This is a genomic window from Allobosea sp., from assembly GCF_017308015.1.
Lineage (GTDB): Bacteria > Pseudomonadota > Alphaproteobacteria > Rhizobiales > Beijerinckiaceae > Allobosea.
On the sequence record NZ_JAFKFW010000002.1, the window covers coordinates 278,201 to 304,990 of the forward strand.

The following is a 26,790-nucleotide window of genomic DNA, read 5'->3' on the forward strand; positions in this document are numbered from 1 at the left end:
TGTGCCTGGTCGCCATGAGCTACCACCCGCGTCACCGGACGGCGGAGCCGGGGCGTATATGGCGCAGATTGCCTCCATACGCGAGGGCCTCGGCGAGAATTCCGCCCCGGGGGGACCCGCGAAACCTTGCTCCCAACGCCGGCATACCGCGCCGAAACGCACGATGGAACCGTCCCGCCAGCCTGCGGTTGGAAGGAACAGAAAGCCGCGTCGCGGGTCTCACGAACGGCAGTGGCGCAGGCAAAAGCGGAGTGGCATATGGCAGAGGCTCCGCAGGTTTCGCGTCGCTCCCGCATGCGGCAGTTCTTCCGTATAGCGTCGCACTACTGGCGCGGCAGGACACGGTGGCGCGCCTGGGCTCTGACGGCCGCCGTCCTGATCTTCGTCGCAGCTCAGACGAGCGCCGCCGTCGGCATCAACCGCTGGAACCGCTGGTTCTTCGATGCGCTCGAAAAGCGCGATGTCGCAGCCGTCTGGGCGACGACCTCCTGGCTGCCCTTTCTCCTGGCCGCCTCGGCGCTTTCGGTCTCCGGCCTCGTGGTAAGCCGCATGCTGCTGCAGGTGCGCTGGCGCGAGAACCTGACCCGCCGCCTCTCGGGCTGGTGGATCGCCGATCAGCGCTACTATCGGCTGGGCTTCCTGACCAAGACTATGACCGCACCGGAATACCGTATCGCCGAGGATGTCCGCCTCGCGATCGAGCCTCTGGTTGAGCTCGCGATCGGGCTGATCAGCGCCTTCGTCACAGCCGCTACCTTCGCCGCGATCCTCTGGCAGGTCGCGGGCTCCGCCGAGTTCACGCTGGGCCGAACCACGATCGTGATTCCCAGCTACATGGCGGTCGCGGCCGTGGTCTATGCGGCGATCGCCTCGCTTGGGGCCTATCTCGCCGGCCGGCCGCTCGTCGCGCGCGTCGCGCACAAGAACGAGATGGAGGCGCAGTTCCGGGCCGAGATGACCCGATTGCGCGAGAATGCCGAGAGCATCGCACTGATCAAGGGCGATGCCGACGAGCGCAGCTCCGTCGGCGAGAATTACGGGCGGGTCGTCGCAGCCTGGCTCCGGATCGTTCGCCAGCAGGGTGTCATCGCACTGGTACTGAACACCAACGGCGCGCTGTTCCCGATCGTGCCGCTCCTGCTGATCGCTCCGAAATTCCTGGCCGGCGCCGTCACGCTCGGCGCGGTCGTTCAGGTGGTCGCGGCGTTCAGCGCCGTCCAGGCCGCCCTGATCTGGTTCGTCGACAATTTCGTGCGGCTTGCCGAATGGTTCGCTTCCGTGACCCGTGTCGACGAACTGGTTGAGGAACTCGAGGCGCTGGATATCGGCACAATCATGGAGAAGGACGAGCAGATCGCACTCGACGAAAGTGATGACGGCGCGATCCATCTGGAGAATCTGTCGATCGCCCACAGCAATGGTCGCGTCGTGCTCGCCGACGCCACGGTCTCCATCGCGAAGGGGGCGAAGGCGCTGATCGCGGGCGAGAGCGGTTCCGGCAAGAGCACGCTGATCCGGGCGCTCGCCGGCATCTGGCCATGGGGCTCGGGCACGATCCGTGTGCCCTCCGGCCAGACCATCGCCTTCGTGCCGCAGAAGCCCTATCTGCCGCGCAGCACCTTGCGCAGCATCCTCCTCTATCCGGATTCGGACAGGACTGTGCCGGACGAAGCGATGACGGCGGCTTTGCAGCGCTGTGGACTAAGCTATCTCGCCAAGAAGCTCGACCTTGAGGAGGAGGACTGGGACCGCATCCTCTCCGGCGGCGAGCGCCAGCGCATCGCCTTCGCGCGTCTCCTGCTGCAAAAGCCCGATATCATCGTGATGGACGAGGCGACCTCGGCGCTCGACGAGGAGAGCCAGGCCTCATTGCTCAGCCTGTTCGACGACGAGCTTGCCGCCGCGACCCTGATCAGCGTCGGCCATCGGCCAGGGCTGGAGGATTATCACGACCAGAAGATCACGCTGGAGCGCCGGCCGGCGGGCGCACGCATGACGTCGACGCGCTTGCGCAAATCGCTGTGGCGGCTGTTCAGGAGCCGTAGCGCCGCCAATGAGGACGAGCGCCCGGAGGCCTGAGATCAACCTGAGACGGCGGCGCTCGCGAGGAGCGCCGCCTGCCCCGGTCACTTCTTGGCGCGGGCGACGATCTGCGTCGGGTTGACGAAGCGCAGCGCGATCACGAGCCAGATCAGGGTGGTGACCATGTAGATCACCGCCATGGCGTCGATCGACTGCACCGCGCGGACGCCGGCGGCGAAGACCGCGTAGTAGAGCGCGACGACGAGCGTCTGGCTGGTCGGGCCGGCCGTGAGGAAGGTCAGCTCGAACATGGCGAGCGTCCTGACCAGCACCAGCAGCAGCGCCGCGAGGATGCCGGGCATGAGCAGCGGCAGCAGCACATGCACGAAGAGCTTGAAGGTGTTGGCGCCGAAGACGCGCGCCGCCGCCTCGATCTTGGTGTCGATCTGCTCGATGAACGGGATCATCACCAGGATGACGAAGGGCACGGTCGGCACGAGATTGGCGAGCACCACGCCCGACATCTGGCCGGCGAAGCCGGTCTGATAGAGCACCGTCGCCAACGGGATGCCGAAGGTGATCGGCGGCACGAGCAGCGGCAGCAGGAAGAGCAGCATGACGAGCTTCTTGCCCGGGAAGTCACGCCGCGCCAGCGCATAGGCAGCGGGCACGCCGATCAGGCCGGAGAGCGCCACCACCAGGAAGACGATCTGGAAGGTGACGAAGAGCACGTCGTAGAGCTGGAATTCCGACCAGGCGGCCGCATACCAGCGCGTCGTCCAGCCGGCCGGCAGCCAGGTGCCGAGCCAGCGCGTCGAGAAGGAGGAGGTCACCACCGTCGCGATCATCGCGAAGAGATTGACGACGAAGAAGCCGATCAGCGTCCAGTTGGCGGCAGCCCAGAGCTTCGTCGAGAGACGGGTATCCTTGACCATGGGATCAGCCCTTTCCGCCGCCGGCAGGGCCGCGATACAGCATGCCACGCGCGGCCAGGACCACGACGACGATGGCGAGCTGGACCACGCCCATGATCATCGCGACGGCCGAAGCCATGGAGTAGTCGTATTCCTCGAAGGCCGCCTGATAGGCCGCGATCGAGATGACGCGGGTCGGCCCCGAGGGCGCACCGAGCAGCACGGCCGAGGGGAAGACCGAGAAGGCCTGCACGAAGCTCAGGCAGAAGGTGATCGCAAGCCCCGGCAGCAAGAGCGGGAACAGGATGTGCTTGAAGCGCTCCCACGGACCTGCGCCCAGCGTCGCGCCCGCCTGCTCAAGCGCCGGATCGATGCCGGAAAGGTAGGACAACGTCAGAAGGAAGGTGAAGGGGAAGCCGGTTATCACCAGCGAGAGCATCACACCCCAGTAATTATGCAGCAGCTTCACCGGCGAGGAGATGATACCGAAGGTCATCAGGACGCGATTGAACCAGCCCTGCGGCCCGAGATAGTTCAGCAGGCCCTCGGCGACGAGCACGGTGCCGAGCGTGATCGGGATCACCAGGATCGTGGTCAGCAGGCGCTGGTTTTTCATCAGCCGGACGCGGAACGCGATCGGGATCGCCAGCAGGAGCGTCGCGACCGTCACCGGCAAGGCGAGCCAGAGCGTCGTCGCGATCGTCCCGTAGAGGAAGCGGTCGGAGAAGAAGCGCTGGTAGTTGGCGAACATGCCGCCCTGCTTCGGCTCGAAGGAGAGCACGAGCCCGTAGAGGAACGGGTAGATGAACAGCGCCAGCAGAAACAGGATCGCGGGGAGGACGAGCAGCGTCAGCCCGTCCAGTCCGCGCGCCGCCAGCCGCTGCTTCAGCGGAATGGAGGGGGTTTCCGTGCTCACGCCGCCGCTCCATAGACGAGGACGCGGTCGGGATCGGCGGCAAGCGTCACCGCCTCGCCGGGCGCGAGCTTGTCATGGGCGAGGAAAGACAGGTCGGTGCCATCCGCCATCCGGGCGAAACCGACGAATTCGCGGCCGCGGAACTCGGTCGAGACGACCTGTGCCTTGAGGCCGGGCTGACCGGCCGCGACCGGGTGGAGGTCCTCCGGACGGATCGCCAGATAGCCGTCCGCACCGGCGGACACCGCCTCGCGCGCACGGCCCGAGAGCTGGGCATCGCCGACAGCAACGGTCGCCTTGCCGTCTGTGACGGAGGCCACCTTGCCCTTCACCTTGTTGCGGAAGCCCATGAACTCGGCGACGTCGAGATGGTCCGGGCGCATGAACAGGTCTTCCGGCGTGCCGACCTGACGAACCTGGCCGTCACGCAGCACGACGATCCGGTCGGCGAGCGAGAGCGCCTCCTCCTGATCGTGGGTGACGTAGATCGTGGTGGCGCCGAGCGTGTTGTGGATGCGGCGGATCTCGGCGCGCATCTCCAGGCGCAGCTTGGCGTCGAGGTTCGAAAGCGGCTCGTCCATCAGCACCAGCGGCGGCTCGACGACGATGGCGCGCGCGATGGCGACGCGCTGCTGCTGGCCACCCGAAAGCTGGCCGGGCAGTTTCTCGGTCTGGCCCTGCAGACGCACCAGCGCCGCGGCTTCCGCAACGCGCTTGTCGATCTCGGCCTTCGGTACGCCCCGCATCTTCAGGCCGAAGCCGATATTCCTGTTCACGCTCATATGCGGGAACAGCGCATAGCTCTGGAAGACCATGCCGAAACCGCGCTCCTCCGGCCGCAGCGGATCGATGCGCCTGTCGTCGAGCCAGATCCCGCCGCCGGTCGCAGGCAGCAGGCCAGCGATCAGGTTCAGAGTGGTCGACTTGCCGCAGCCGGACGGACCGAGCAGCGCGATGAACTCGCCCTTGCCGATCGTCAGCGAGACGTCCTTGAGCGCGTTATGGGTGCCGAAGTCACGGCTCAGACGGTCGAGCCGGAGCTCGCGGAACGAGGCTGCGTTGATGGTCATGGCTTCCGGATGGATCTGAGAATGGGGTCGAAACGGCCAGCGGCGGTCTTCGGTCCGATGCCGAAGCCCGCCGCCGCAACCAGTCTTACTTCTTCTTGGCGCCGCCGACCTGCTCGTCCCAGATGCGGAAGGCGATCACCATCTTGTCGGGGTCGAGCGGGGTTTCCATCGGGTTGTCGGCGATCAGCTTCTCGTATTCCGGCCGGCCGAACTCGGCGATGGCCTTCTGGCTGGAGGCCGGCGCCATCGAGAGCGGCACGTCCTTCACCGCCGGGCCCGGATAGAAATAGCCCTCGTCATAGGTGTAGGCCTGCTGCGCCGGCGTCAGCATGTGGCGCATCAGATCGAGCAGAACATTGAGCTTCTCGTCCGAAACGCCCTTCGGGATCATCATGTACTGGGCATCGGTAACCCAGTGGAAGCCCTTGAGCGCCTGGACCTTGGCCTCCTTCGGCACGATGCCGAGCACGCGCGGATTGATGTCCCAGCCGGTGGTCGAAACGATGATGTCGCGCGAGCCGTCGCCGAGTTCCTTCATCGTCTGGCCGGTGCCGGCGGGGTAGTACTCGATGTTCTCGCCGAGCTCCTTGAGATAGGCCCAGGTCTTGTCCCAGCCCTTCTCCGGATCCTTCGGGTCCTTGTCGCCGAGCAGATAGGGCAGGCCCATGATCCAGGTGCGGCCGGGGCCGGAATTGGCGGGGCGGCCGTAGAAGAAGCGGTTCTTGTTCTGCTTGGTCCAGGCCAGCAGTTCCTCGGCCGTGGTCGGCACCTGCTTGACGCGATCCGGCATGTATTCGAGCAGCGGGCCGGAGGGATAATAGACCATCGCCATGGCCTGGCCCTGGCCGAGATTATGCATGGCCAGCGCCGGCTTGAGATAGATCTCCTCCGGCTTCGGCAATTCGGCCTGCAGGCGCGGCAGCAGATCGACCCAGAGCTTCTGGTCGATGCCGGCAGAGAGCACGTCCAGGCCGCCGATGACGAGGTCGATATCGAGACGACCGGCGCTCTGCTGGGCCTTGATCTTCGCTGGCAGCTCGGGCGCCGGGGCCTTGGTGAAGACCATGCGCGAAACCGCCTTGGGATTCGCCTTCGGATAGTTCTCCAGCGGCGTCTGGACGAGGGCAAGCGCCCCGCCGACGTCGATGACGCTGATCGTCAGCGGCGAGGCCGGAAGCTTGAGCTGCTGGGCGAAGACGCCCGGCGCATGCACCGCCGCACCGAGTCCGGCGACACCGCCGATGAAATGACGCCGATTGATGCTGTCGTGAGCCATGATTTCTCCTCCAGATGCGGATGCCCGCTTATCGACTTTTTATGTTGCGCCGGTGCAGCCGCCGCAATCCGGTCCCTGCCATCGACCGCGGAAACCTGCCAAGTTGACGCAGCCCCCGGTTGGTCGGTATCCTAGTATACTAGTCGTCGAGAGCTTGGCAATGGCCCACCCTGCAACCCGTCACAGCACAGACCAGATCTACAGCGTTCTGCGCAGCGATGTGATCAGCGGCGCCCTGAAACCGCGCGAAGCGATGTCGGAGGCTCGGATGGCGATGCGCTTCGGCGTCAGCCGCACGCCGGTACGCGAAGCGTTCAAACGACTGGTCGATGAGGGCTTCCTCGTGGCGGTTCCGCAGGTCGGCACCTTCGTCGCGCCGATCGACCTCGCCGCCGTCCATGACAGCCAGTTCGTGCGTGAGACGCTGGAGTGCCGCACCGTGGTTCTGGCTGCGCAGCGCATCGGCGATACCGATTGCAGCCGGCTGGCGGCGCAGGTCGAGGAACAGGCGGAAGCCGTACGGCGCGGGGATCGGTCAGAGATTTTCCGTCTCGACGAGGTGTTCCACGCCGAAATCTCGCGTATCGCGGGCCACCGCGCCGTCTGGAGCATGATCGAAGGCGTAAAGGCCCAGATGGACAGGGTGCGCTGCCTTTCGCTGGAAACGCCGTCCTGGTCCGAAGTGATCCTGAACGAGCACAGGATCATCGCGTCCTGCGTCATGAAGCATGACGAAAGGGGCGCGGAGACTGCGATGCGCGCCCATCTGCGCACCGTCTTCGCGACGATCGACACCATCGCGAAGGACCATGCGGACGCCTTCGACGATTCCCGCCTCGCGTCCGAAACTGCCTGACGCCCGCATCCCCGACCGCGACATCTACAAGGATATCCCACCATGGAACAATGCTGGCGCTGGTTCGGGCCGGATGACGTCGTGACTCTGGCGCAGGCCCGGCAGGCCGGCGCGACCGGCATCGTCAACGCGCTGCACCAGATCCCCTATGGCGTGGTCTGGAGCGTCGAGGAGATCGAGAAACGCCAGGCGATCGTCCGCGCCGACAAGAGCCTAGGCCTGGAATGGAAGGTGGTCGAGAGCCTGCCGATCCATGAGAGCGTCAAGATCGGCGAAGGCGATCTCGAACCGATCTTCGAGAATTACCGCCAGTCAATGCGCAACCTCGCCGCCTGTGGCCTCGAGGTGATCTGCTACAATTTCATGCCGGTGCTGGACTGGACCCGCACCGAGCTGGCCCACAAGCTCCCGGGCGGCGGCACGGCGCTGCGCTTCAACCTGCACGAATATGTCGCGCTCGACCATTTCATGCTGAAGCGCAAGGGCGCCGACGAAGGCCATTCGGCGGAAGTCATGGACAAGGCCAGGGCGTGGTTCGAGACGTCCTCGCAGGCCGATCGCGACCGGCTGCTCTCCAGCGTCATGGCCGGCCTGCCCGGTGCCTTCGACCGCTACGACCTGCCCGGCCTCGCCCGCATTCTCGAGCGCTATGCCGGCATGACCCATGACAAGCTGCGCGCCAACCTGAAGCGCTTTCTCGAGGCGATCATCCCGACCGCCGAAGAGGTCGGCATCCGCATGTGCATCCATCCGGACGACCCGCCGCGCTCGCTCTTCGGCCTGCCGCGCATCTGCTCGACCGAGGGCGACATCGCCTTCATCCTCGATTCGGTCGACTCGCCGTCAAACGGCCTGACCCTGTGTTCGGGCTCGCTCGGCGCGAACCCGAAAAACGACGTTCCGGGGATTGCGCGGCGCTTCGCCGACAAGATCTGGTTCGCGCATCTGCGCAACGTCGCCAAGGACCCCGACGGCTCGTTCATGGAAGCGGAGCATCTCGGCGGCGATACCGACATGGTCGCGCTGGTCGATGCGCTGATGGCCGAGGAGCAGCGCCGGAAGGCTGCCGGCCTTGCCGCCTGGCAGATCCCGATGCGGCCGGACCATGGCCACGAGCTGCTCGACGATGTGGGCAAGGGCAGCTTCCCGGGCTATCCGGCCGTCGGGCGCCTGCGCGGACTCGCGGAGCTCCGCGGCGTGATGACCGCGCTGGCGCAGGTCAAGGGCTACGCGGCCTGAAACGCGAAAGGCGGGCCAAAGCCCGCCTTTGCAAACTATCGAAGCGCTCGCGGCCTCAGTGATCGTGAGAGTGGCCCTTGTGGCCATGCGCGGCGCCGTGTCCGTGACCATGATCGTGATGACCGTGGCCGTGGTGGTCATGCCCGCAACCGCAGCCCTCGCCATGGGCATGCTGCTGCTTGTGATCATGCTCCTGCTTATCGCCATGCGCATGATCGTGACCGTGGGGCGCATGGTCGTGCCCGTGGCTATGGTCATGGTGGTGATGGTCGTGCCCGCAACCGCAATCGTCGCCATGGGCGTGGTGGTGAACTTCCGCCTCCGGCTGGAACGGGCGCTCGACCACCGTCATCGAACAGCCCTGCCCGCGCACCAGTTCGCCAAGCGCTGCATCGTTCGGAACATAGAGGGCATCGGAGGTCATCTCGGCCGGGACGTGATGGCCGCCGAGATGCCAGGCGAGACGAACCAGCCGCAGCGGTTTCTCGGCGCGGATTTCCAGCAGGCTTTCCGGCGCAGCCTTGATCTGAACCAGCGTGCCGTCTTCGAGCTTCAGCGCGTCGCCGTCGTTCAGCACCGTCGCCTTATCGAGGGAGATCGCGAATTCCAGCCCGCCCGTCGCGCGTGCAGTCACGCCATTGATCGCGCGATCGCGATGGCCCAGCGGCAGCGTATCGACGACGCGCTCGGCCTTGACGGCGGCCTTGCGAAGGACGGAGGTGGCGCGAAGCATCGGCGGCGATCCCATGGCTTGAGGCCAAGGCGCCACGCGCCCGAGCCCGGATCGCAGCTTAGTAGCACAAACCGGCGGCCGTGCTACCAAGCCTGGATGTCACAGATGGCCTCAGCGCGGCAGCGCCTTGACCTCGGTGTCGAACTTCTTGAGCAGGCGTGAACGCTCGGCCGGCGAACCCCAGCGCGGGGTGTCGTAGTCGATCAGCTTCATCTCCGAGAATTTCGGCGCATCCGGCGAGAGCAGCGAATTCTTGTTCGACGGGATCGAGTTGATCTTCAGCTTGGCATTGATGTTCTGGGCATCGGGCGAGAGCGTGAAATCGACGAATTTACGCGCGGCCTCAGGGTTCTTGCCGCCCTTGATGATCGAGACCGAGCCGGTCTCGTAGCCAGTGCCCTCGCAAGGAGCGACCGTCTCGATCGGCGCGCCCTGAAGCTTCTGCGTCAGCATGTCGTGGATGAAGGCGATACCGACCGCAGTCTCGCCGAGCGCCGCGGCCTTGACCGGGGCGATACCGGACTTGGTGTACTGGCTGATGTTCTTGTGCAGGCTCTTGAGGAACTCGAAGCCCTTCTCCTCGCCGAGGCGCTGCACCGTGGTCGCCAGGAAGACATAGGCCGTGCCGGAGGAGCTGGGATCGGCGATCTGAACCTCGTCCCGGAGCTTGGGGTCGAGCAGGTCGGCCCAGCATTTCGGCGCAGCGATACCCTTCTTCTTCAGGACTTCGGTGTTGTAGCCGACGCCGAGCGCGCCGAGATAGATGCCGTTGGTGCGGAATTTCGACTGTTCGGCATGGCGCTGTGCCCAGTCATGCAGCTCCGGCAGCTTCGGCGACTTGTACTCGTCGAGCAGGCCTTCATCGGCCGCCTGGAGATGCGGCTCGCCCGGCCCGCCCCACCAGACGTCGCCGCGCGGATTGCTGGCCTCGGCCTTGACCTGGGCATAGACCTCGCCGGTGCTCTTGCGGACCATCGAGACCTTGATACCGGTCGCCTTCTCGAACATCGCCGCGCCCTCGCGGCACTGCTCCTCGAGGATCGAGCAATAGACCGTGACCTGGCCCTGGGCGAAGGCCGGCTGCGCGGCTGCCGTGAGAGCCAAGCCTGCAAACAGCGCGCCGACAGGCGCAAAACGCGAAGCAACCATCATGATCCTCCCGATCGGATTCGTTTGCCGACGAAAAGACCGACGGGAGGACGGGGAGTCAAGCGACGGACGGCTAGGCGCCGCCTTCCGGCTTGGCGGGCGCAGGAGCAGCGAGCACCTCGACCGGCTTCGCGCGCTTCTTTCTGGCCGCAGGCTTCTTGCGCCGCTTCGCTCGCGCTTTCGGCAACTGCGTTTCCTGCAGCATCTCGAGCTGGACCTGCTGGATCTCGGCGAGGCGCTGCCATTGCCGCGTGACGAGGTGGTCCATCTTCTCGTGGAGATGCCGGATTTCGAGTTCGGCCTTGAGGTTGACCTGGTAATCGTTGAGCGAGCGCAGCCGATCCTTCGTTTCCTGTCGCTTCTGGCTCATCATGATGATCGGCGCCTGCACCGCTGCGATGCAGGACAGCACCAGATTCAACAGGATGAAGGGATAGGGATCGAAGGCCCTCGTATCGCCCATCGCCGCATTGATCGCCATCCACACGACCAACACGATCGCGAAGCTGATCAGGAAAGCCCAGGAGCCGCCGAAGCTAGCGAGATTGTCGGAGAAGCGCTCCCCGAGCGTGCGACGCTCCTCGAAATCGTCCTCGGTGTTCTCGGCGATGGTTTCCTGCCGGGCGATGCTTTCGGCGACCTCGCGGTCGAGATCGGAGTATTCGCCATGCTCCTCGCGGAGGATCTCCTCGACATAGCGGGTGCGATAGCGCGCCAATTCCTTCAGGCTGATCAGCGCATGATCGGGCAGATTGGGGAAATCGACACGGATATGGTCGACCAGCGCCGGACGCAGCGTGCCGATCTCGATCAGGTTCCGGCGCGCCATATCCTGGCCGCTGATGGCGCAGATGCCACGCTTCTTGCCGGCCGTGACAGCGGCGTTCATCAGATCAGCCGGGGTCGCGAGAGCGGCCGGCGCCGTTTCCGCGACCCGATCGTCATCCTGTTCCTGTGTCATTCCCTGTCCGTCATCGCGTCTCGCACCTTCCACAGAGTGCACCTGATCCCGGAGCGGATACCAGCATCGGAAAAAGCCGCGCCGATGGCAGCCACCGAAACGAGTTCGCCCGGAGAGGTGGCCGCCTCTCCGGGCTCATGATCCTCGCAGGACAGCGAGGCCATCTCAGGTGATCTTTCAGCCCTTCGGTCTCTCATCCTCGTCGGACGCCTCGGAATCCTCGTCATCCTCCTCGGATCCGTCGGCTTCCTCATCTTCGTCGTCGTCCCCGTCCTCTTCGTCGAGGTCGAGATATTCGTAGCCGAAGACGATCTCTCCCGTTTCCGGATCGAAGGCGCTGGCCGAGGAATCCTCGAAAGCCTCGATCAGCAGTTCGGCATCCTCGGCGCCGCCGACATCGAAGCGGCGCACGGCGTCCTCGCCATCGGCCCGGAGGACGAGTTCGATCGACCACCCCTTGCCCGTGGTGTCATAGATGCATTTCAGACCCTGGATCGCCAGCATGATGCTCTCTCCTGAGCGCGGCAGCGCGCGCCGGGTCAGATGCCCGACGCGCGTGACGACTGCGCGACGCTGGAGAGCCGGAACCCATGAACGCAGCTTTTGCCGTCATGCTCGGGCCTGACCCGAGCATCTCCTGCCGGAGGAGGCTCCAGCGTCCCACTTTCAAGAGATTCTCGGGTCAGGCCCGAGAATGACGCGTGATCGGGACTGCGGAGGGAGCTAGCGGCCAGCCTGCGCGAGGAAGCGTTCGACCTCGTCGCGCTTCGGGGCACCGCTGCGGCCGCCGAAGCGGGTGCATTTGATCGCGGCCGCTGCCGAGGCGAAGCGGATCGCGGTCGGTTCATCCTGTCCTTCAGCGAGCGCGAGCGCAAAAGCACCATGCCAGACATCGCCCGCACCCAGCGTATCGACCGTCTCGACCACGAAAGCCGGGCTGTGCCGGACTTCGCCGCCCTCGACGAAGAGCACGCCCTCCTTGCCGAGCGTGACCGCAAGCCAGGTCGGGACGCCGGCCGCGACCCTGGCGAGGCCGATGCGGGGGTCCTCCTCGCCCGAGATTTCGCGCAGGGCCTGCTGGCTGAAGGCGACGTGGCTGGCCGTGCCGACGAGATCGGGATGCGGCGGCTTGCGATCACCGTCGAGCACGCCGGGCACACCGGCAGCGCGGGCGAGCTTCAGGGCGGCAAGCGCGCCCTCCCCCCAGCGCGTATCGGCCAGCACGGCATCTGCTCCCTCGGGAAGCTCGGCCGGCAGCCAGGCGACGTCCTCCGGCATGGCCGGATCGGAATAGGAGATCACCATGCGCTCGCCTTCGGCGTCGACCAGGATGGCCGAGACGGGCGAGCGCAGCCCCGCGACGCGGCGCGCAAACCCGGCATCGACACCCTCCGATTCGAGATCGGCGACAATCTGGTCGCCGGTCAGATCATCGGCGAGGCGCGTCGCCAGCCAGCAGGCGCCGCCGAGGCGCGCGATCGCGACCGAGGCATTTCCGGCGCAGCCGCCACCGACGACGGCGAGCCCGCGCGAGCGGTATTTCTCGCCGCGCGTCGGCATGGTCTCGACACTGTAGACATAGTCCAGCGTCGCGATACCGAGGCAGAAAACGCCGGCCAAGGCCTCACCAGTTCCCGGTGTTCTGCATGCTTGCCCATGGCTCGGCCTGCGGCTTCGGCTCGCCCTTCTGGAGCAGTTCGATCGAGATGTTGTCGGGCGAACGGATGAAGGCCATGTTGCCGTCGCGCGGCGGGCGATTGATGGTGATGCCGGCCTTCATCAACTTGTCGCAAGTCGCGTAGATATCGTCGACCTCATAAGCGAGATGACCGAAATTGCGGCCCCCGGTATAGGTCTCCGGGTCCCAGTTATAGGTCAGCTCCAGCGTCGGGCTTCCGCGCGAGGCACCGGCCTTCGCTCCCGCCAGATCATCGGAGGCGGCGAGGAAGACCAGCGTGAAACGGCCCTTCTCGTTCTCGATGCGGCGGGTTTCGACCAGCCCGAACTTGTTGACGTAGAAATCCAGCGCCTGATCCAGATCGGTCACGCGCACCATGGTGTGGAGATATCGCATCGTGTTTCCTCGTTGAGGGGCGGCAGGGTTGATCCGTTTCCTAAATCAGGCAAGAGCATCGGCACTCCAGACCAAATCGCCAAGCCATCTGAACAGGACGCGCCATGACGACAACGCAAGACGGGCCGGCGACGGCACCGGCCGAGCGCGCCACGCCCGCCCAGATCGCGCAGATCAAACAGCGCGCCGCGATCCTCTCGGTGATGGCCACGATCCTGCTCACGGCGGCGAAGATCGTCGGCGCCATCATCTCCGGCTCGCTCGCCCTGCTCACCGACGCCCTGCAGGGACTGGTCGATGTCGGCTCGACTCTATTCACCTGGTTCGCCGTACGGGCCTCCGACAAGCCCGCCGACGACGAGCATCATTACGGCCATGGCAAGGTCGAGGCGCTCGCTGCGCTGGTCGAGACCGCGATCCTGTTCACGCTGGCCGGAGCGATCCTGTGGGAGGCCGGCAACCGGCTCTGGACCAATGTCATCGCGCATGTCGAGGTGACACCGCTCGTCATCGGCGTGCTCGTGCTCTCGATGACCGTCGACGCCATTCGCTGGCGCTCCCTGACCAAGGTCGCCAAGGAAACCGGCAGCGAGGCGCTCGCCGGCGAAGCCACGCATTTCTCGGCGGATTTCGTCGGCTCGGCGCTGGTGCTCATCGGGCTGATCGGCGTCTGGTACGGCTTCGAGCGTGCCGATACCGCTGCCGCCTTCGCGATCGCGGCCTATACCGCCTTCTCGGCCTATCGCCTCGCCCGGCGCGTGCTGGACACGCTGATGGATGCCGCGCCCGAAGGTGTCGGCGAGACCCTGCGCGAGGTCGCGCGCGGCGTGCCGGGCGTCGTCGGCATCAACTGGCTGCGCGTGCGCCCGGCCGGCGGACGCGTCCATGGCGAGATCGGCATCAGCGTCTCGCGGACTCTGCCGCTCGACCGCGTCGTGGCGATCAAGGCCCAGCTCGGCGACGCCCTGACGAAGGCCGAGCCCGGCGCTGAAATCACGATCACTGCCGATCCCGTGCAGGTCGACGACGAGACCGCGCTGGAACGCGTGCTGCTGATTGCGCTCAAGCTCAAGATTCCGGTGCACCATGTCACGGTGCACTCGATCGGCGACAAGCTCTCGGTCAGCCTAGACATGGAAGTCGACCAGAGCCTGCCGCTCGGCGATGCCCATGAGATCGCAACCCGGCTGGAAAGCGCGATCCGCGCCGAATTCGGCGGCGAGACCGAGGTCGAGACCCATATCGAACCGATGGAGACCGGCCAGCCTGCCGGCCACAACGCCGCCTGGGAAACCGTCGAGGACATCGGCAAGGCACTCGCGAGCGAGGCCGCGAAGCTCGCCGGACCGATCCACGACATCCACAGCGTGCGCGTGCGCCAGACGGTCAAGGGACTGGTGGTGAACTACCATTGCCGCGTCGATCCCGTGCTGAACGTTGCAGCAGTGCATGACGCGGTCGATGCGATCGAGCGCGCTGTGCGGATCGCCCGCCCGCAGGTCTGCCGGCTGGTGAGCCATGCCGAGCCGGCGGTTCCGGCGGGGAACTGAGTCCACACCGGACGAGGCTTCCGACGGCGCCCAGCAAAGGTTACATACGCTCCCTGACCTTCGACATCAGGGATTCGATGCGCACCGAAGACGCCCCGCTGATCCGCCTCGAGGATTACCGCCCCAGCGACTGGCTGATCGACACGGTCGATCTCGACGTCGGCCTGCATCCACAGAAGACGCGCGTGCGAGCCCTGCTCGCACTGCGGCCCAACCCGGAAGGGCAGCCAGGCGCGCCGCTGAAGCTCGACGGCGACGAGCTCGCGCTGAAGTCGCTCGCCATCGACGGCAAGCCGCTGAACGCATCCGCCTATACGGCGACGCCCCAGGCGCTGACGATCCCCAACCCGCCGGCGCATGATTTCACACTGACGATCGAGACCGAGCTCGACCCTTCCGCCAATACCAAGCTGATGGGGCTCTATCGCTCCTCGCAGGTCTATTGCACGCAGTGCGAGGCGGACGGCTTCCGCCGCATCACCTATTTCCTCGACCGGCCGGACGTCATGAGCGTCTACACCGTCAGGCTCGAAGCGGCGAAGACCGAGGCGCCGGTACTGCTCTCCAACGGCAATCTCGTCGCGGCTGCCGAACTGCCGGGCGGCGACCGGCATTTCGCCGTCTGGCACGATCCGCACCCCAAGCCGGCCTATCTCTTCGCGCTGGTCGGCGGGGCACTCGACCATGTCCGGCAGGACTACGTCACCGCCGATGGCCACAAGGTCGAGCTTGCCGTCTATGTCGAGCCCGGCAAGGCCGATCGCGCCGGCTGGGCGCTGGATTCGCTGGTGCGTTGCATGCGCTGGGACGAGAAGGTCTTCGGCCGCAACTACGACCTCGACGTGTTCAACGTCGTCGCCGTGTCCGATTTCAACATGGGGGCGATGGAGAACAAGGGCCTCAACATCTTCAACGACAAATATGTGCTGGCCGATCCGCAGACCGCGACGGACGGCGACTACGCGTCGATCGAGGCGATCATCGCTCACGAGTATTTCCATAACTGGACCGGCAACCGCATCACCTGCCGCGACTGGTTCCAGCTCTGCCTGAAAGAGGGCCTCACCGTCTTCCGGGACCAGGAATTCTCCGCCGACGAACGCTCGCGCCCGGTGAAGCGCATCGCCGATGTCCGCACCCTGCGTTCGACCCAGTTCTCGGAGGATGCCGGCCCCCTCGCGCATCCGGTCCGGCCGCGCGCCTACAAGGAAATCAACAACTTCTATACACCGACGGTCTATGAGAAGGGCGCGGAAGTCATCCGCATGCTCAAGGTGCTGATCGGCGACGACGCCTTCAAGCGCGGCATGGACCTCTATTTCGAGCGCTGCGACGGCACGGCCGCGACGATCGAGGAATTCCTCGCCTGCTTCGCCGAAACCTCCGGCCAGAATCTCGACCATTTCGCGAGGTGGTACGAGCAGGCGGGCACGCCGACCATCGTCGCCTCCGGCCGCTACGACGCGGCGGCGAAGCGCTACACGCTCGATCTGGCGCAGAGCACGCCGCCGACGCCCGGCCAGCCCGAGAAGCAACCGGTCGTGCTGCCGATCAAGCTCGGCCTCGTCGGGGCCAAGGGCGACCTGCCGTTGAAGACGGCCTCGAACGCCTATGCCGGCGACGGGCTCGTCGTGCTCGACCAGCCGTCCCTGTCGGTGACCTTCGAGGATGTCGCGGAGGCGCCGATCCCCTCGCTGATGCGCGGCTTCTCGGCCCCGGCGCGACTCGATCTCGATCTGTCCGACAGCGACCTGCTGCGGCTGTTCTCGGCCGACAGCGATTCCTTCAACCGCTGGCAGGCCCTGCAGAGTGTTGCGACACGCGCTCTGGTGACCGCAGGCAAGCCCGGTGCCGATGCCGGCATACTCGCCGCAACCGCCGGAAAGCTCGGCGAAGCCTTGCGCGGCTTCCTCAAGGCCGACGGCCTGTCCGACCCGGCCTTCGCGGCGCAGGTGCTGCGCCTGCCTGCGCCGGCCGACATCGCGCGCGAGATCGGTGGGGATGTCGACCCCGATGCGATCTTCGCCGCCCACCGCAAACTGTCGACCGCGATCGGCAAGGCCCTGCTCGGCGAATTGCCGGGCCTGCGCGGGGCTCTCGCCGCAAGCGGCGCCTATCGCCCCGATGCGGCCTCCGCGGGACGGCGGGCGCTGCGCAACGAGTTGCTGGGGCTGGCAGCGCTAGCCGCGCCTGCCGATACCGCCGATCTCTGCGATAAGCAGTTCGCCGATGGCGACAATCTGACCGATCGCCTCGCGGCGCTCGCCGCCATGACACTGATCCCCGGCGAGCGTCGCGATTCCTTGATCGCCCGCTTCGCCGAGACCTATGCGAGCGAGCCGCTGGTGCTCGACAAATGGCTGATGGCGCAGGCGCTGATCGCCGAGCCCGGCACGCTCGACCGGGTCAAGCACCTGATGCAGCACTCCTCCTTCTCGCTCGGCAATCCCAACCGGGTGCGGGCGCTGATCGGCGGCTTCGCGGCGAACCTGACCCAGTTCAACCGGGCCGATGGCGCAGGCTACGACTTCATCGCCGATATCGTCGTCGCGCTCGACAAGACCAATCCGCAAGTCGCCTCGCGGCTGCTCGGTTCGTTCAAAAGCTGGCGCATGCTGGAGCCCGGGCGCAAGCGCCTCGCTCAGGAGGCTTTGACTACCGTCGCGCGCCTGCCGAACCTGTCGCGGGACGTCGCCGACATCGCCGAAAGAGCACTCGCCTGAAAAACTGACGATACATCTCGGCCCTCATTCCACGGAGCGCCGGAAGACGCGCCGAGAAGGATATTCCAGTGCTCTCCGAGACATCCTTCAGGATGCCACCTCTCGGCTCCTGGGGAAGAGAGCCGAGGTGTAAGGCAGCCTGCCGGACAAGGGCAAAGCGGCTCGCTCCAGGATGGTTAACGCCGACCTGTCCAAAAGATTAACGTTTCATTACCCGCGCAGGATTCATCACAACAAGCCCCACAACCTAAAGGAGAATTCGACACTCCTGACTCAACTCAGGGCTAGACAAACCGAGCCCCTCGGATTCAACTGACAGTGATTCGCGGGGATGCGGCACGTCTCCCGATCTTACTGACGGTAAAGTTCCGAAGGGGGACCGGGCATGTCGCGTGCCAACGCGGGCTGCGCACCTGTGCGCGCCGATACGATTCTGGGTGTAGCGCGCTCGCTGACGCACCCTCTGTATCATCGCTTTGAAAGCTTCGAGCCCGCCTTCCGCACCGCAATCCCTGCGTTTGTGGGGATTTTCCTGATCATTCTCGCCGCCGGCGCGCTGATCCAGACGGCGGCCATGCGCGACGACGCCCTCGTCGACGCAGCCGGTGACATGGACCTGGTTTCGGCCCTGGTCGCCCGGGAACTCGATGCGGCCACGCTGGCAGGCAAGGAGCCGGCAGCGGTGCTGGCCGCACTGACCGCGCGCCACCTTGCCGCCCATGGCCGCTTCGTCCATGTCAGCGGCGCCGATGGCCGGGTCATCGCCAGCGAACCGGTGATCGGCCAGACGCAGCGCACGCTCGTCGACTTCCTCGGCCAGACCCAGCCGCTGACCGTGTTCGGCGACCGCGCGGGCGTGATGCGCATCACCCTGCCGAACGGTGCCGACGTCTTCGCCAGCGTCCGCAATCTCTCCGCCCCCCTCGGACAGGTCGCGGTGCTGCAGCCGGTTTCCCGCGCCCTCTCGACCTGGCAGCTCCGCCGCTCCGGGCTGATCATCCTGTTCGGCGCTGCCGGACTTATCCTCGGCGTCACCACGCTTGCTTTCATGCTCCAGTCCAAGCGGGCAAGCGCTGCCGACCAGGACTGCGACTGCGTGCGCGAGCGCATCGACACGGCGCTAAACCGGGGCCATTGCGGCCTCTGGGACTGGGATCTCGCACGCGGCCGAATCTACTGGTCGGATTCGATGTATGCCCTGCTCGGTTACGACCGCACCGGCGAATACATGTCGTTCGGCGAGGTCTCGAGCTTTATCAACCAGGAGGATGTCGACCTCTATGCGCTGGCCGACGCGGTCAGCCGCGGCGAGGCCGACCATCTCGACCGCGAGTTCCGCGTCCGCGCCGCATCAGGCGAATGGATCTGGCTCAAGGCCCGCGCCGAGCTGGTGATCGACCGGCGCACCCGTTCGCGCCATCTCGTCGGAATCGTCGTCGACATCTCCGAGCAGCGCCGCATGGCCGAACGTACCGCGACCTCCGACGCCCGCCTGCGCGACGCCGTCGAGGCGATCTCGGAAGCCTTCGTGCTGTGGGACGCCGACAACCGCCTCGTGCTCTGCAACGCCAAGTACCAACAGCTTCACCAGCTCCCGGCCGACGTTCTGCAGTCCGGGACCTCCTATGACGAAATCATGGAGCTCTCCGCCCAGCCGCAGATCGACCGCGAGCCGATGCGGGTGCAACGCGGCACCGCCGGCGCCTCCTACGAGGCCCGTCTTTCCGATGGCCGCTGGCTGCAGATCAACGGCCGCCGCACCAAGGATGGCGGCTCTGTCTCGGTCGGCACCGACATCACCAAGCTCAAGCAGCAGGAGGAGCGCCTGACCCAGTCCGAGCACCAGCTCCTGATGCATGTCACCGATCTCAAGGCCTCGCGCCAGAAGCTCGAGGCCCAGGCCCAGCAGCTCGCCGATCTCGCCGAGCGCTATCTCGAGCAGAAGGCCTCCGCCGAGAGCGCCAACCGCGCCAAGTCCGAATTCCTCGCCAATATGAGCCATGAGCTGCGCACGCCGCTCAACGCCATCATCGGCTTCTCCGAGATCATGGAGAACGGTCTGTTCGGCCCGCTCGGCGAAAAATACACCGATTACGTTCGCGACATCCGCTCCAGCGGTGGCTACCTGCTCAGCATCATCGACGACATCCTCGACATGTCCCGCATCGAATCCGGCCGCCTCCGCCTGGAAAAGACCGAGATCGCGCTCGGCCCGGTGCTCGACCAAGCATTGCAGAAGGTCCAACCGGAAGTCGAGCGCAAGCAGCTCGTTCTGGCCATCGAAGGCCCGCTCGATACCCATCTGGAGGCAGACCCGCACGCGCTCTACCAGATCCTCGGCAACCTGCTCGACAACGCCGCCAAGTTCACCCCGGAAGGCGGGCGGATCGCGGTCCGCACCCGCCATGTCCCCGGCGCGCTCAACATCTTCATCGAGGATACCGGCATCGGCATCCCCAAGGAGAAGATCGACCGCGTCGGCCGCCCGTTCGAGCAGGTCGAGGGCGATCTGGTCCGCAGCTACAAGGGCTCGGGTCTCGGGCTCGCCATCGCCCGCTCGCTCACCGAGCTGCATGGCGGCTCGCTGCGCCTGCGCTCGGCCATGGGCGCCGGCACCATCGTCATGGTTCATCTGCCGCTCGACGGCGGCGCCAATCGCGTGACCGCTCAGGCGGCGTGAGGCTCCGGCCTCCACCGCCTCGTCATGGTCGGGCCTGACCCGAGAATGACGCCCTTATCCCTTCCGCGCCCCGCCCAAGATGCGCGTGAAGATCGCCCTCACTGCGCCGCGGACCTCGTCCAGCTCCGCCTTCAGGACCTTAGCATCCGGTCGGCCGACCGCTGTCGCGATCCGGCGCAGCACCCGGGGCGGAACGGCCTTGGGATCGAAGGCTTCCTCGACCGTGAAGCGCTGCCAGAGCTGGACGTCACCGATCAGACGATGCGCCTCCAGCAAGGCCGAGGCATCCCCGTCCGAGAGCAGGCCGGCAGCCTTGGCCGCGGCGAAGACCGAGGCCGTATCGTTGACGATCAGGCTGGAGTGCTCGCTGGCATAGGCCAGCAGCAGGAACTGGGCGAGGAAGTCGAGATCGGTGATACCGCCGGCCGCGAGCTTCAGGTCCCAGGGGTCCTTCTCGCCTTTCTCCTTCGCAATGAGGGCACGCATCTCGGCGACCGCCGCCGCGACCTTGGCCGGCTCGCGCTTGCGCGAGAGGATCGTCCGGATCGAGGCTTCCACGCGCTTCGCCAGCCCGGCGTCCCCCGCGACGATGCGGGCACGGGTCAGCGCCATCTCCTCCCAGATCTCGGCCTCGCCGGAATGATAGGCCTCAAAGCTGGCGAACTGGGTCGCGGCCGGGCTCTTGTTGCCGGTCGGCCGAAGACGCATGTCGACCTGATAGAGCGTGCCGCGCCGCGTCGGCACGGTCAGCGCCGCGACCAGACGCTGGGTGAAGCGGACATGCCATGTGACGGGATCGAGACTCCTGGCTCCGTCACTCGGGCCAGCCTCCTCCGGCCGGTCATAGAGCAGGATCAGGTCGAGATCGGATGAAGGTGTGAGTTCGCCGGCGCCGAGCCGACCAAGGCCCAACACCACGGTCTCCGCCCCCTCGATAGCGCCGTGGTCTTCCGTGAAGGACCGGCGCGTATCGGCGAAGGCGACGCGCAGGCAGGCTTCGGCGACGGCGCAATAGGCCTGCCCTGCTCCCTGAGCCGGATAGACGCCGGAGAGCAGCCGCGCACCGACGAGGAAATTCTCCTGCCGGGCCGCGTCGCGCAGACGGTCGAGCCCGTCCTCGACGCTCGGCGGCGGCGCGCCGACATAATTGCGGATGCGGCGCTCCAGCGCCGCGACATCAAGCACCGCCTGGCCGAAAGCGGGATCAATGACGCCGTCGAGCACATGCGGATGCAGGGCGGCAACCTTGGCGAGGCGCGGCGCGCTGCCAAGGATTTCGGCGAAGAGCGTCAGCAGCGAATCATGCGAGCGCAGCAGCGTCAGCAGCTCGACAGCAGCCGGCATCCGGACGAAAGCATTGTCGAGATGGGCGAGCGCTCCATCAGGATCGGCGGTGCGGCCGAGCGCGACGAGCAGAGCCGGCGTCAGTTCCGTCAAAACCTCGCGGGCACGGGCGCTGGTGACGGCAGCGCGGCGACCGAAATGCCAGCCACGCACCGTTTCCGCAGCCGTCGCGCCGTCGCGGAAGCCGAGCTTGCCCAATGTCTCGATCGTCTCGGGATCGGCCTCCGAGCCGGTGAAGCTCAGCGTGCCCGCCTCGGAAGCAAGGCTCGGCCCCTCCTCGAACAGCAGGGCGTAATGTCCCTCGACACACTTTGCATGCGCCGTCAGCGCCTTGCCGAAGGCGGCCGTCGAAGGATAACCGCAGAAGCGGGCGAAGGCTTCGAGCTCGCTCGCCGCTTTCGGCAGTGTCTGCGTCTGCTCGTCGGCCTGCATCTGCAGGCGGTGCTCGATCGTGCGCAGCCAGCGATAGGATTCCGACAGTTCGTCGCGGGCATGCGGGGTGATCCAGCCCTCTGTCGTCAGCTCGACGAGCATGTCGAGCGTGCGCGGACCGCGCAGGGCCGGACGCCGCCCCCCGAAGACAAGCTGCTGGGTCTGGACGAAGAACTCGATCTCGCGGATGCCGCCGCGGCCGAGCTTCACATTGTGGCCGGCGACCGCGATGGTCTCGTGGCCCTTCACCGTCTGGATCTGGCGCTTCATCGCGTGGATGTCGGCGATGGTCGCGAAGTCGAAATATTTGCGCCAGATGAAGGGCGCGAGGTCCTTCAGAAAACGGCGGCCGAGCTCGATATCGCCCGCGATCGGCCGCGCCTTGATCATGGCGGCGCGTTCCCAGTTCTGGCCGACCGTCTCGTAATAGGAATAGGCCGAGGGCAACGAGACCGCGACATGGGTCGAGGCCGGGTCCGGCCGCAGGCGCAGGTCGACGCGGAAGACGTAGCCGTCCGGCGTGCGCTCCTGGATGATGCGGGCGATCTGCTGGGTCAGCTTGACGAAGAAGCTCGTGGGCTCGCCGACACCGGCCGCTTCCGCCGCCTCGGGATCGAAGAAGACGACGATGTCGATATCGGAGGAATAGTTCAGCTCGCCGGCACCGTGCTTGCCAAGCGCCAGCACCACGAGACCCGAGCCCGGGCCGGGATCTGCGGGGTCGACCAGGTTAATCCGGCCGAGATCGGCAGCCTGGCGCAGGACATGGTTCGTGGCGAGGCGCACCGCCATGTCGGCGGTCGCGGTGAGAGCGGCCGTGACGGTCTCGACATCCCAGGCGCCGCCGATATCGGCGAGCGCTATCAACAGCGCCATGGAACGGCGGAAACGGCGCAGTTCGCGAATCAGGTCGCTGGTTTCGTTTCCCTCTGCCCCAGAGGCCGCGATACCCTTCAGCAGCGCGTCGCGTCGAGCCTCCGGCGCTTCCGTCAGGCTGACGAGCAGACCGGCGGGGTCGAAGCGCATGATCTGCGCCAGGAAGGGCGAATGGGCGAGGATGCCGGCGACCAGCGCGGCACTGCGCGGATGCTCGGCCAGATGAGCGCTCAGCGCCTCGGCCGCCGCCTCGTCATGAAGCCGCTCGAGCAGCTCGCGCTTCAGCAGCGCCTCGGCCTTGGCCTTGGCCGGCAGGACCGGCGCCGCCTCGAGCCTGTCACAGAGCCGTTCCGCCATCGTTCATCGTCCTGCCTCAGTGGGTCGGCACGCCAGCAGGGTTTGGCGTCGGTGTCGAGGCAGCAGACTCTGCGAGGGCCGGCGTGTCCACAGGCTTGGGACTTCCGGCCGGCAGGAGGATGACGACACGCAGGCCCGGCGCATTATCCTCCAGCCTGAGCACGCCACCATGCAGGCGCACCACGCCGGCCACCAGAGACAGGCCGAGACCGAAGCCCGGCTTGCTGCGGCTGGTATCGAGCCGGACGAAACGGTCGAAGACCCGGCCGCGATCGGCCTCCGGAATGCCCGGGCCATGATCGGCGACGGAGAGTTCGACCTGATCGCCGGCCTGCCGGGCTGAGACCGCCACGGTGCCCGCGCCACCCTGCTCGGGCGCGCCGTATTTCAGGGCGTTGTCGATCAGATTGTTCAGGGCCTGCCCGATCAGTTCACGATTGCCGCGGATTTTCAGGCTCGGCGCGACCTCGCAGGTCAGCGAAAGCCCCGCTTCCTCGGCCAAGGGCTCGTAGAGCTCAGCAAGGCCGGAGACGATTTCGGAGATGTCGAGCTCGCTCATGTTGTCGCTGACGCGGCCAGCCTCCAGCCGCGCGATCATCAGGAGCGCGTTGAAGACGCGGATCAGGTTGTCCGCCTCCTCGATCGCGCCATCCAGCGCGGCGCGCAACTCATCCGGCGACCTCGCCGTGCGCAGCGCTTCCTCGGCGCGATTGCGCAGGCGAGTGAGCGGCGTCTTCAAGTCATGGGCGATGTTGTCCGTGACCTGCTGCATGCCTGCCATCAATTCGCCGATGCGGTCGAGCATGGCATTGAGGTTGAGCGCCAGACGGTCGAGTTCGTCGCCCGTGCCGGTGATGGCGATGCGGCCCTCGAGGTCACCCTCCATGATGCCATGGGCGGTCTCGCTCATGCCGTCAATGCGCTTCAAAACGCGCCGGGCCACGAACCAGCTCGCGAAGCAGCCGAGAACGAAGACCAGCGCCAGCGACCACCCGGCGGCGCGGCGGATGACGATGCCCAACCGCTCGCGCTCTTCGAGGTCACGACCGACGAGAAGGCGGAACCCCGCAGGCAGCAGGTAGACACGCACGAGCGCATGACTAGGCTTGTCGACCGTTTCACTGGAGCGGGCATATTCGATCTCGCTCTCGCCGGTGCGGTCGAGCGTACCCGGAGGAATCGCCTCGACATTGCCGGCGATGCGCTCGCCGACCGGCGTGGTGACGAGATAGAGCGAGGCACCCGGCGCCCGCGAACGGCGCTCGATGATGTTGACGAGACGCCGGATACCGCCCTGGCGCTGCTGCTCGGCCAGGCCCTGGATCTCGGCATCGATGGTCGAGCGGATCTGGTCGTCGAGCAGGCGCTTGGCGTTCCAGGCGACATAGCCGAGGACGAAGGCGGCGAAGAGCGCGAAGATGACGAGATAGGCCGCCGTCAGCTTGAAGGCTGTCGTGCGGAACAGCGTCGGCAGGAACTTCTGGCGCTTCCGTGGAATGGCGTCAGCGGCTGTCACGGACCATGTATCCCGCGCCGCGGATAGTATGGATCATCGGCGGCTCGAAACCTTTGTCGACCTTGGCGCGCAGGCGGCTGACATGCACGTCAATGACATTGGTCTGGGGGTCGAAATGATAGTCCCAGACGTTCTCCAGCAGCATGGTGCGGGTGACGACCTGGCCGGCATGCTTCATCAGATATTCGAGCAGGCGGAACTCGCGCGGCTGCAGGACGATCTCCTGCCCTTCGCGGGTGACGCGATGTGCCAGCCGGTCGAGCACCAGATCGCCCACACGATAGGTCGTGGGCTCGGATGCCGGCGCGCCACGACGGCGGGCCAGCACCTCGACGCGCGCGAGCAGCTCGGAGAAGGCATAGGGCTTGGGCAGGTAATCGTCGCCGCCGGCGCGCAGGCCCTTCACCCGGTCGTCGACCTGGGCGAGCGCGGAGAGAATCAGGGCCGGGGTGTCGTCCTTCTGCTCGCGCAACGAGCGGATCAGCGAGAGCCCGTCGAGGCGCGGCAGCATGCGGTCGATAACCAGCACGTCGTAACCGCCGCCTTCGGCCATGGCATAGCCTTCCAGCCCGTCCGCGGCATGGTCGGCGACATGGCCGACCTCGCGAAAAGCCTTGGTCAGATAGGCCGCAGCCTCGGCATCATCTTCGACGATCAGGAGTCTCATGAACGGACCCTATCTCAAGAAACGCGAAAACGGCAGGCCGGAGGATACGCATCCGGCCTGCCGCCGCGACGGCAAAGTCCCTGGGCTGGGGCGACAGGAAACCGAGGGACCTGCCAACTCCGATCAGGCCGCCGGCTGGCGGCCGACCTCGAAGGTCACGTCACGAGACTTGCCTTCGCGGAAGACGGTGATCGTGGTCTTGGTGCCCGGCGCAAAGGTCGCGATCTTGCGCGAGAGTTCGCGGGCATCCTTGATCGCCTCGCCATTGACGGCCGTGATGGTGTCACCGCGGCGGATGCCTGCCTTGGCGGCGGGGCCGTCGCCCTGCGCCTCGGCGACGAGCGCGCCCCTGGCTTCCTTCAGACCGATGGCATCGGCCATCTCGGTCGTGACCGGCTGGATCTGGACGCCGATGAAGCCGCGCGCCACCGAGCCATCCTTCTTCAGGGAGTCCACGACCTGACGCACGGTCGAGGCGGGGATGGCGAAGGCGATACCGACATTGCCGCCGGAGGGCGAATAGATCGCGGTGTTGACGCCGACAACCTCGCCCTTCTGGTTGAAGGTCGGGCCACCCGAATTGCCGCGGTTGATCGGCGCATCGATCTGGATGAAGTCGTCATAGGGACCGGAACCGATATCGCGGCCCTGCGCCGAGACGATGCCGGCCGTGACCGTGCCGCCAAGGCCGAAGGGATTGCCGATGGCCAGCACCCAGTCACCGATGCGCGCCTTGGCATCGGCGAGCTGGACATAGGGGTAGTTGCCACTGTCCTTGACCTTGAGCAGCGCGAGATCGGTGCGCGGATCCGTACCGACAACCTTGGCATCGAGCGTCTTGCCGGTGTCGGTGACGAGCTGGACCTCGACCGCATTCTCGACAACGTGGTTATTGGTCACGACGTAGCCGTCCTGGCTGACGAAGAAGCCGGAGCCCTGGGACATGCCCTGGCGCGGCTGCGGCCGGTTCGGGCCGCGACTCTCGCCATACTCCCGGAAGAAACGCCGGAGCTGCGGAGGAATGTCGTCGAGGCTCTGTCCGTCATTGTCGGCGGCAACCTGCGTCTTGACGCGGACGGAAACGACGGCCGGCTTCACCTTGTCGACGAGGTCGGCGAAGGAGGGCAGCGCCGTCTGTGCGCCGGAAAGCTGGATCGGCTGCGCGATGGCATTGTGGTTCTGCATCAGGGCGCTGTCGGCGATGCCGGCAGCGAGGCCGATGCCGAGGATGGCGGTGCCGGCGAGAAGGGCGCCGCGCTTCAGGATGGACTTGCGATTTTCGGTTTGTGTCGTCATGGCGGGAACCTCTTGGAGCGACAGGGTTCTTCCCTGCTCATGACGAGGACCATGACGCCCGCCGCCTTACGCGGCTTTGGCCTGAAGATGACGATTTCGTAAGATTCGACATAAGGCCAAGCCAAGTCGTCTTGACGCC

Annotated in this window: 20 protein-coding genes; 6 read left to right on the plus strand and 14 right to left on the minus strand. The window is 66.1% G+C overall.

Translation table 11 applies throughout. The features are described from left to right. Window positions 1–258 precede the first annotated feature (258 nt). The gene (locus J0I42_RS01385; protein ID WP_291652046.1) at window positions 259–2,079 is read left to right on the plus strand and encodes an ABC transporter ATP-binding protein/permease; all 1,821 of its coding nucleotides are present in this window, start codon (window positions 259–261) and stop codon (window positions 2,077–2,079) included. A gap of 47 nt (window positions 2,080–2,126) precedes the next feature. Here J0I42_RS01385 and J0I42_RS01390 read toward each other — a convergent pair whose 3' ends face one another. The 4 genes from J0I42_RS01390 to J0I42_RS01405 form a co-directional block, all read right to left on the minus strand. Beyond that, window positions 2,127–2,957, minus strand: a complete 831-nt coding sequence (locus tag J0I42_RS01390; RefSeq protein ID WP_291652049.1) for an ABC transporter permease — start codon at window positions 2,955–2,957, stop codon at window positions 2,127–2,129. Window positions 2,958–2,961: 4 nt separating this feature from the next. Continuing rightward, window positions 2,962–3,852, minus strand: a complete 891-nt coding sequence (locus J0I42_RS01395) for an ABC transporter permease (protein ID WP_291652050.1) — start codon at window positions 3,850–3,852, stop codon at window positions 2,962–2,964. Continuing rightward, on the minus strand, window positions 3,849–4,916 hold the full coding sequence (locus tag J0I42_RS01400; RefSeq protein ID WP_291652656.1) for an ABC transporter ATP-binding protein: 1,068 nt from the start codon (window positions 4,914–4,916) through the stop codon (window positions 3,849–3,851). The genes J0I42_RS01395 and J0I42_RS01400 overlap by 4 nt, the downstream gene beginning before the upstream one ends. Before the next feature lie 91 nt (window positions 4,917–5,007). After that, on the minus strand, window positions 5,008–6,198 hold the full coding sequence (locus tag J0I42_RS01405; RefSeq protein ID WP_291652052.1) for an extracellular solute-binding protein: 1,191 nt from the start codon (window positions 6,196–6,198) through the stop codon (window positions 5,008–5,010). Between the two features lie 160 nt (window positions 6,199–6,358). Between J0I42_RS01405 and J0I42_RS01410 the strand changes: the two genes are divergently transcribed. Both J0I42_RS01410 and uxuA read left to right on the plus strand, forming a co-directional pair. Further along, entirely contained in the window at window positions 6,359–7,054 is a 696-nt protein-coding gene (locus J0I42_RS01410) for a GntR family transcriptional regulator (protein ID WP_291652054.1), read from the plus strand. Window positions 7,055–7,096: 42 nt separating this feature from the next. Continuing rightward, the gene (uxuA, locus tag J0I42_RS01415) at window positions 7,097–8,293 is read left to right on the plus strand and encodes a mannonate dehydratase (protein ID WP_291652056.1); all 1,197 of its coding nucleotides are present in this window, start codon (window positions 7,097–7,099) and stop codon (window positions 8,291–8,293) included. Between the two features lie 55 nt (window positions 8,294–8,348). On the opposite strand, the gene J0I42_RS01420 is transcribed toward uxuA, so the two are convergent. The 6 genes from J0I42_RS01420 to J0I42_RS01445 form a co-directional block, all read right to left on the minus strand. Beyond that, on the minus strand, window positions 8,349–9,026 hold the full coding sequence (locus J0I42_RS01420) for an urease accessory protein UreE (protein WP_291652058.1): 678 nt from the start codon (window positions 9,024–9,026) through the stop codon (window positions 8,349–8,351). Window positions 9,027–9,137: 111 nt separating this feature from the next. Beyond that, a complete protein-coding gene (locus tag J0I42_RS01425) occupies window positions 9,138–10,175 on the minus strand; it encodes an ABC transporter substrate-binding protein (RefSeq protein ID WP_291652658.1) in 1,038 nt (345 codons plus the stop codon). Window positions 10,176–10,248: 73 nt separating this feature from the next. Further along, on the minus strand, window positions 10,249–11,064 hold the full coding sequence (locus J0I42_RS01430) for a DUF1003 domain-containing protein (protein WP_291652660.1): 816 nt from the start codon (window positions 11,062–11,064) through the stop codon (window positions 10,249–10,251). Between the two features lie 249 nt (window positions 11,065–11,313). Further along, window positions 11,314–11,640 carry a hypothetical protein gene (locus J0I42_RS01435; RefSeq protein WP_291652060.1) on the minus strand — a complete coding sequence of 109 codons (327 nt, stop codon included), beginning with the start codon at window positions 11,638–11,640 and terminating at the stop codon, window positions 11,314–11,316. Between the two features lie 219 nt (window positions 11,641–11,859). Next, window positions 11,860–12,756, minus strand: coding sequence for a PfkB family carbohydrate kinase (locus tag J0I42_RS01440; protein WP_291652062.1), 897 nt, complete (start codon window positions 12,754–12,756; stop codon window positions 11,860–11,862). A 4-nt stretch (window positions 12,757–12,760) separates the two neighbouring features. Further along, window positions 12,761–13,210 (minus strand): VOC family protein, encoded by a 450-nt coding sequence (locus tag J0I42_RS01445; RefSeq protein WP_291652064.1) that lies wholly within the window; start codon window positions 13,208–13,210, stop codon window positions 12,761–12,763. A 104-nt stretch (window positions 13,211–13,314) separates the two neighbouring features. On the opposite strand from J0I42_RS01445, the gene J0I42_RS01450 reads away from it, so the two are divergent. The 3 genes from J0I42_RS01450 (at window position 13,315) to J0I42_RS01460 (ending at window position 20,163) form a co-directional block, all read left to right on the plus strand. Beyond that, on the plus strand, window positions 13,315–14,760 hold the full coding sequence (locus J0I42_RS01450) for a cation diffusion facilitator family transporter (protein ID WP_291652066.1): 1,446 nt from the start codon (window positions 13,315–13,317) through the stop codon (window positions 14,758–14,760). A gap of 77 nt (window positions 14,761–14,837) precedes the next feature. Further along, window positions 14,838–17,483 (plus strand): aminopeptidase N, encoded by a 2,646-nt coding sequence (gene pepN, locus J0I42_RS01455; protein WP_291652068.1) that lies wholly within the window; start codon window positions 14,838–14,840, stop codon window positions 17,481–17,483. A gap of 385 nt (window positions 17,484–17,868) precedes the next feature. Continuing rightward, window positions 17,869–20,163, plus strand: coding sequence for a PAS domain-containing sensor histidine kinase (locus J0I42_RS01460; protein WP_291652070.1), 2,295 nt, complete (start codon window positions 17,869–17,871; stop codon window positions 20,161–20,163). 54 nt (window positions 20,164–20,217) lie between these two features. Here J0I42_RS01460 and J0I42_RS01465 read toward each other — a convergent pair whose 3' ends face one another. The 4 genes from J0I42_RS01465 to J0I42_RS01480 all read right to left on the minus strand — a co-directional run bounded on the left by J0I42_RS01465 (window position 20,218) and on the right by J0I42_RS01480 (window position 26,651). Continuing rightward, entirely contained in the window at window positions 20,218–23,172 is a 2,955-nt protein-coding gene (locus J0I42_RS01465; protein ID WP_291652072.1) for a bifunctional [glutamine synthetase] adenylyltransferase/[glutamine synthetase]-adenylyl-L-tyrosine phosphorylase, read from the minus strand. A gap of 16 nt (window positions 23,173–23,188) precedes the next feature. After that, a complete protein-coding gene (locus J0I42_RS01470; RefSeq protein WP_291652073.1) occupies window positions 23,189–24,688 on the minus strand; it encodes a HAMP domain-containing sensor histidine kinase in 1,500 nt (499 codons plus the stop codon). Next, window positions 24,675–25,355 (minus strand): response regulator transcription factor, encoded by a 681-nt coding sequence (locus tag J0I42_RS01475; protein ID WP_291652074.1) that lies wholly within the window; start codon window positions 25,353–25,355, stop codon window positions 24,675–24,677. Before J0I42_RS01475 ends, J0I42_RS01470 begins: the two co-directional genes overlap by 14 nt. 123 nt (window positions 25,356–25,478) lie before the next feature. Next, on the minus strand, window positions 25,479–26,651 hold the full coding sequence (locus J0I42_RS01480; RefSeq protein ID WP_465247623.1) for a trypsin-like peptidase domain-containing protein: 1,173 nt from the start codon (window positions 26,649–26,651) through the stop codon (window positions 25,479–25,481). Window positions 26,652–26,790 lie beyond the last annotated feature (139 nt).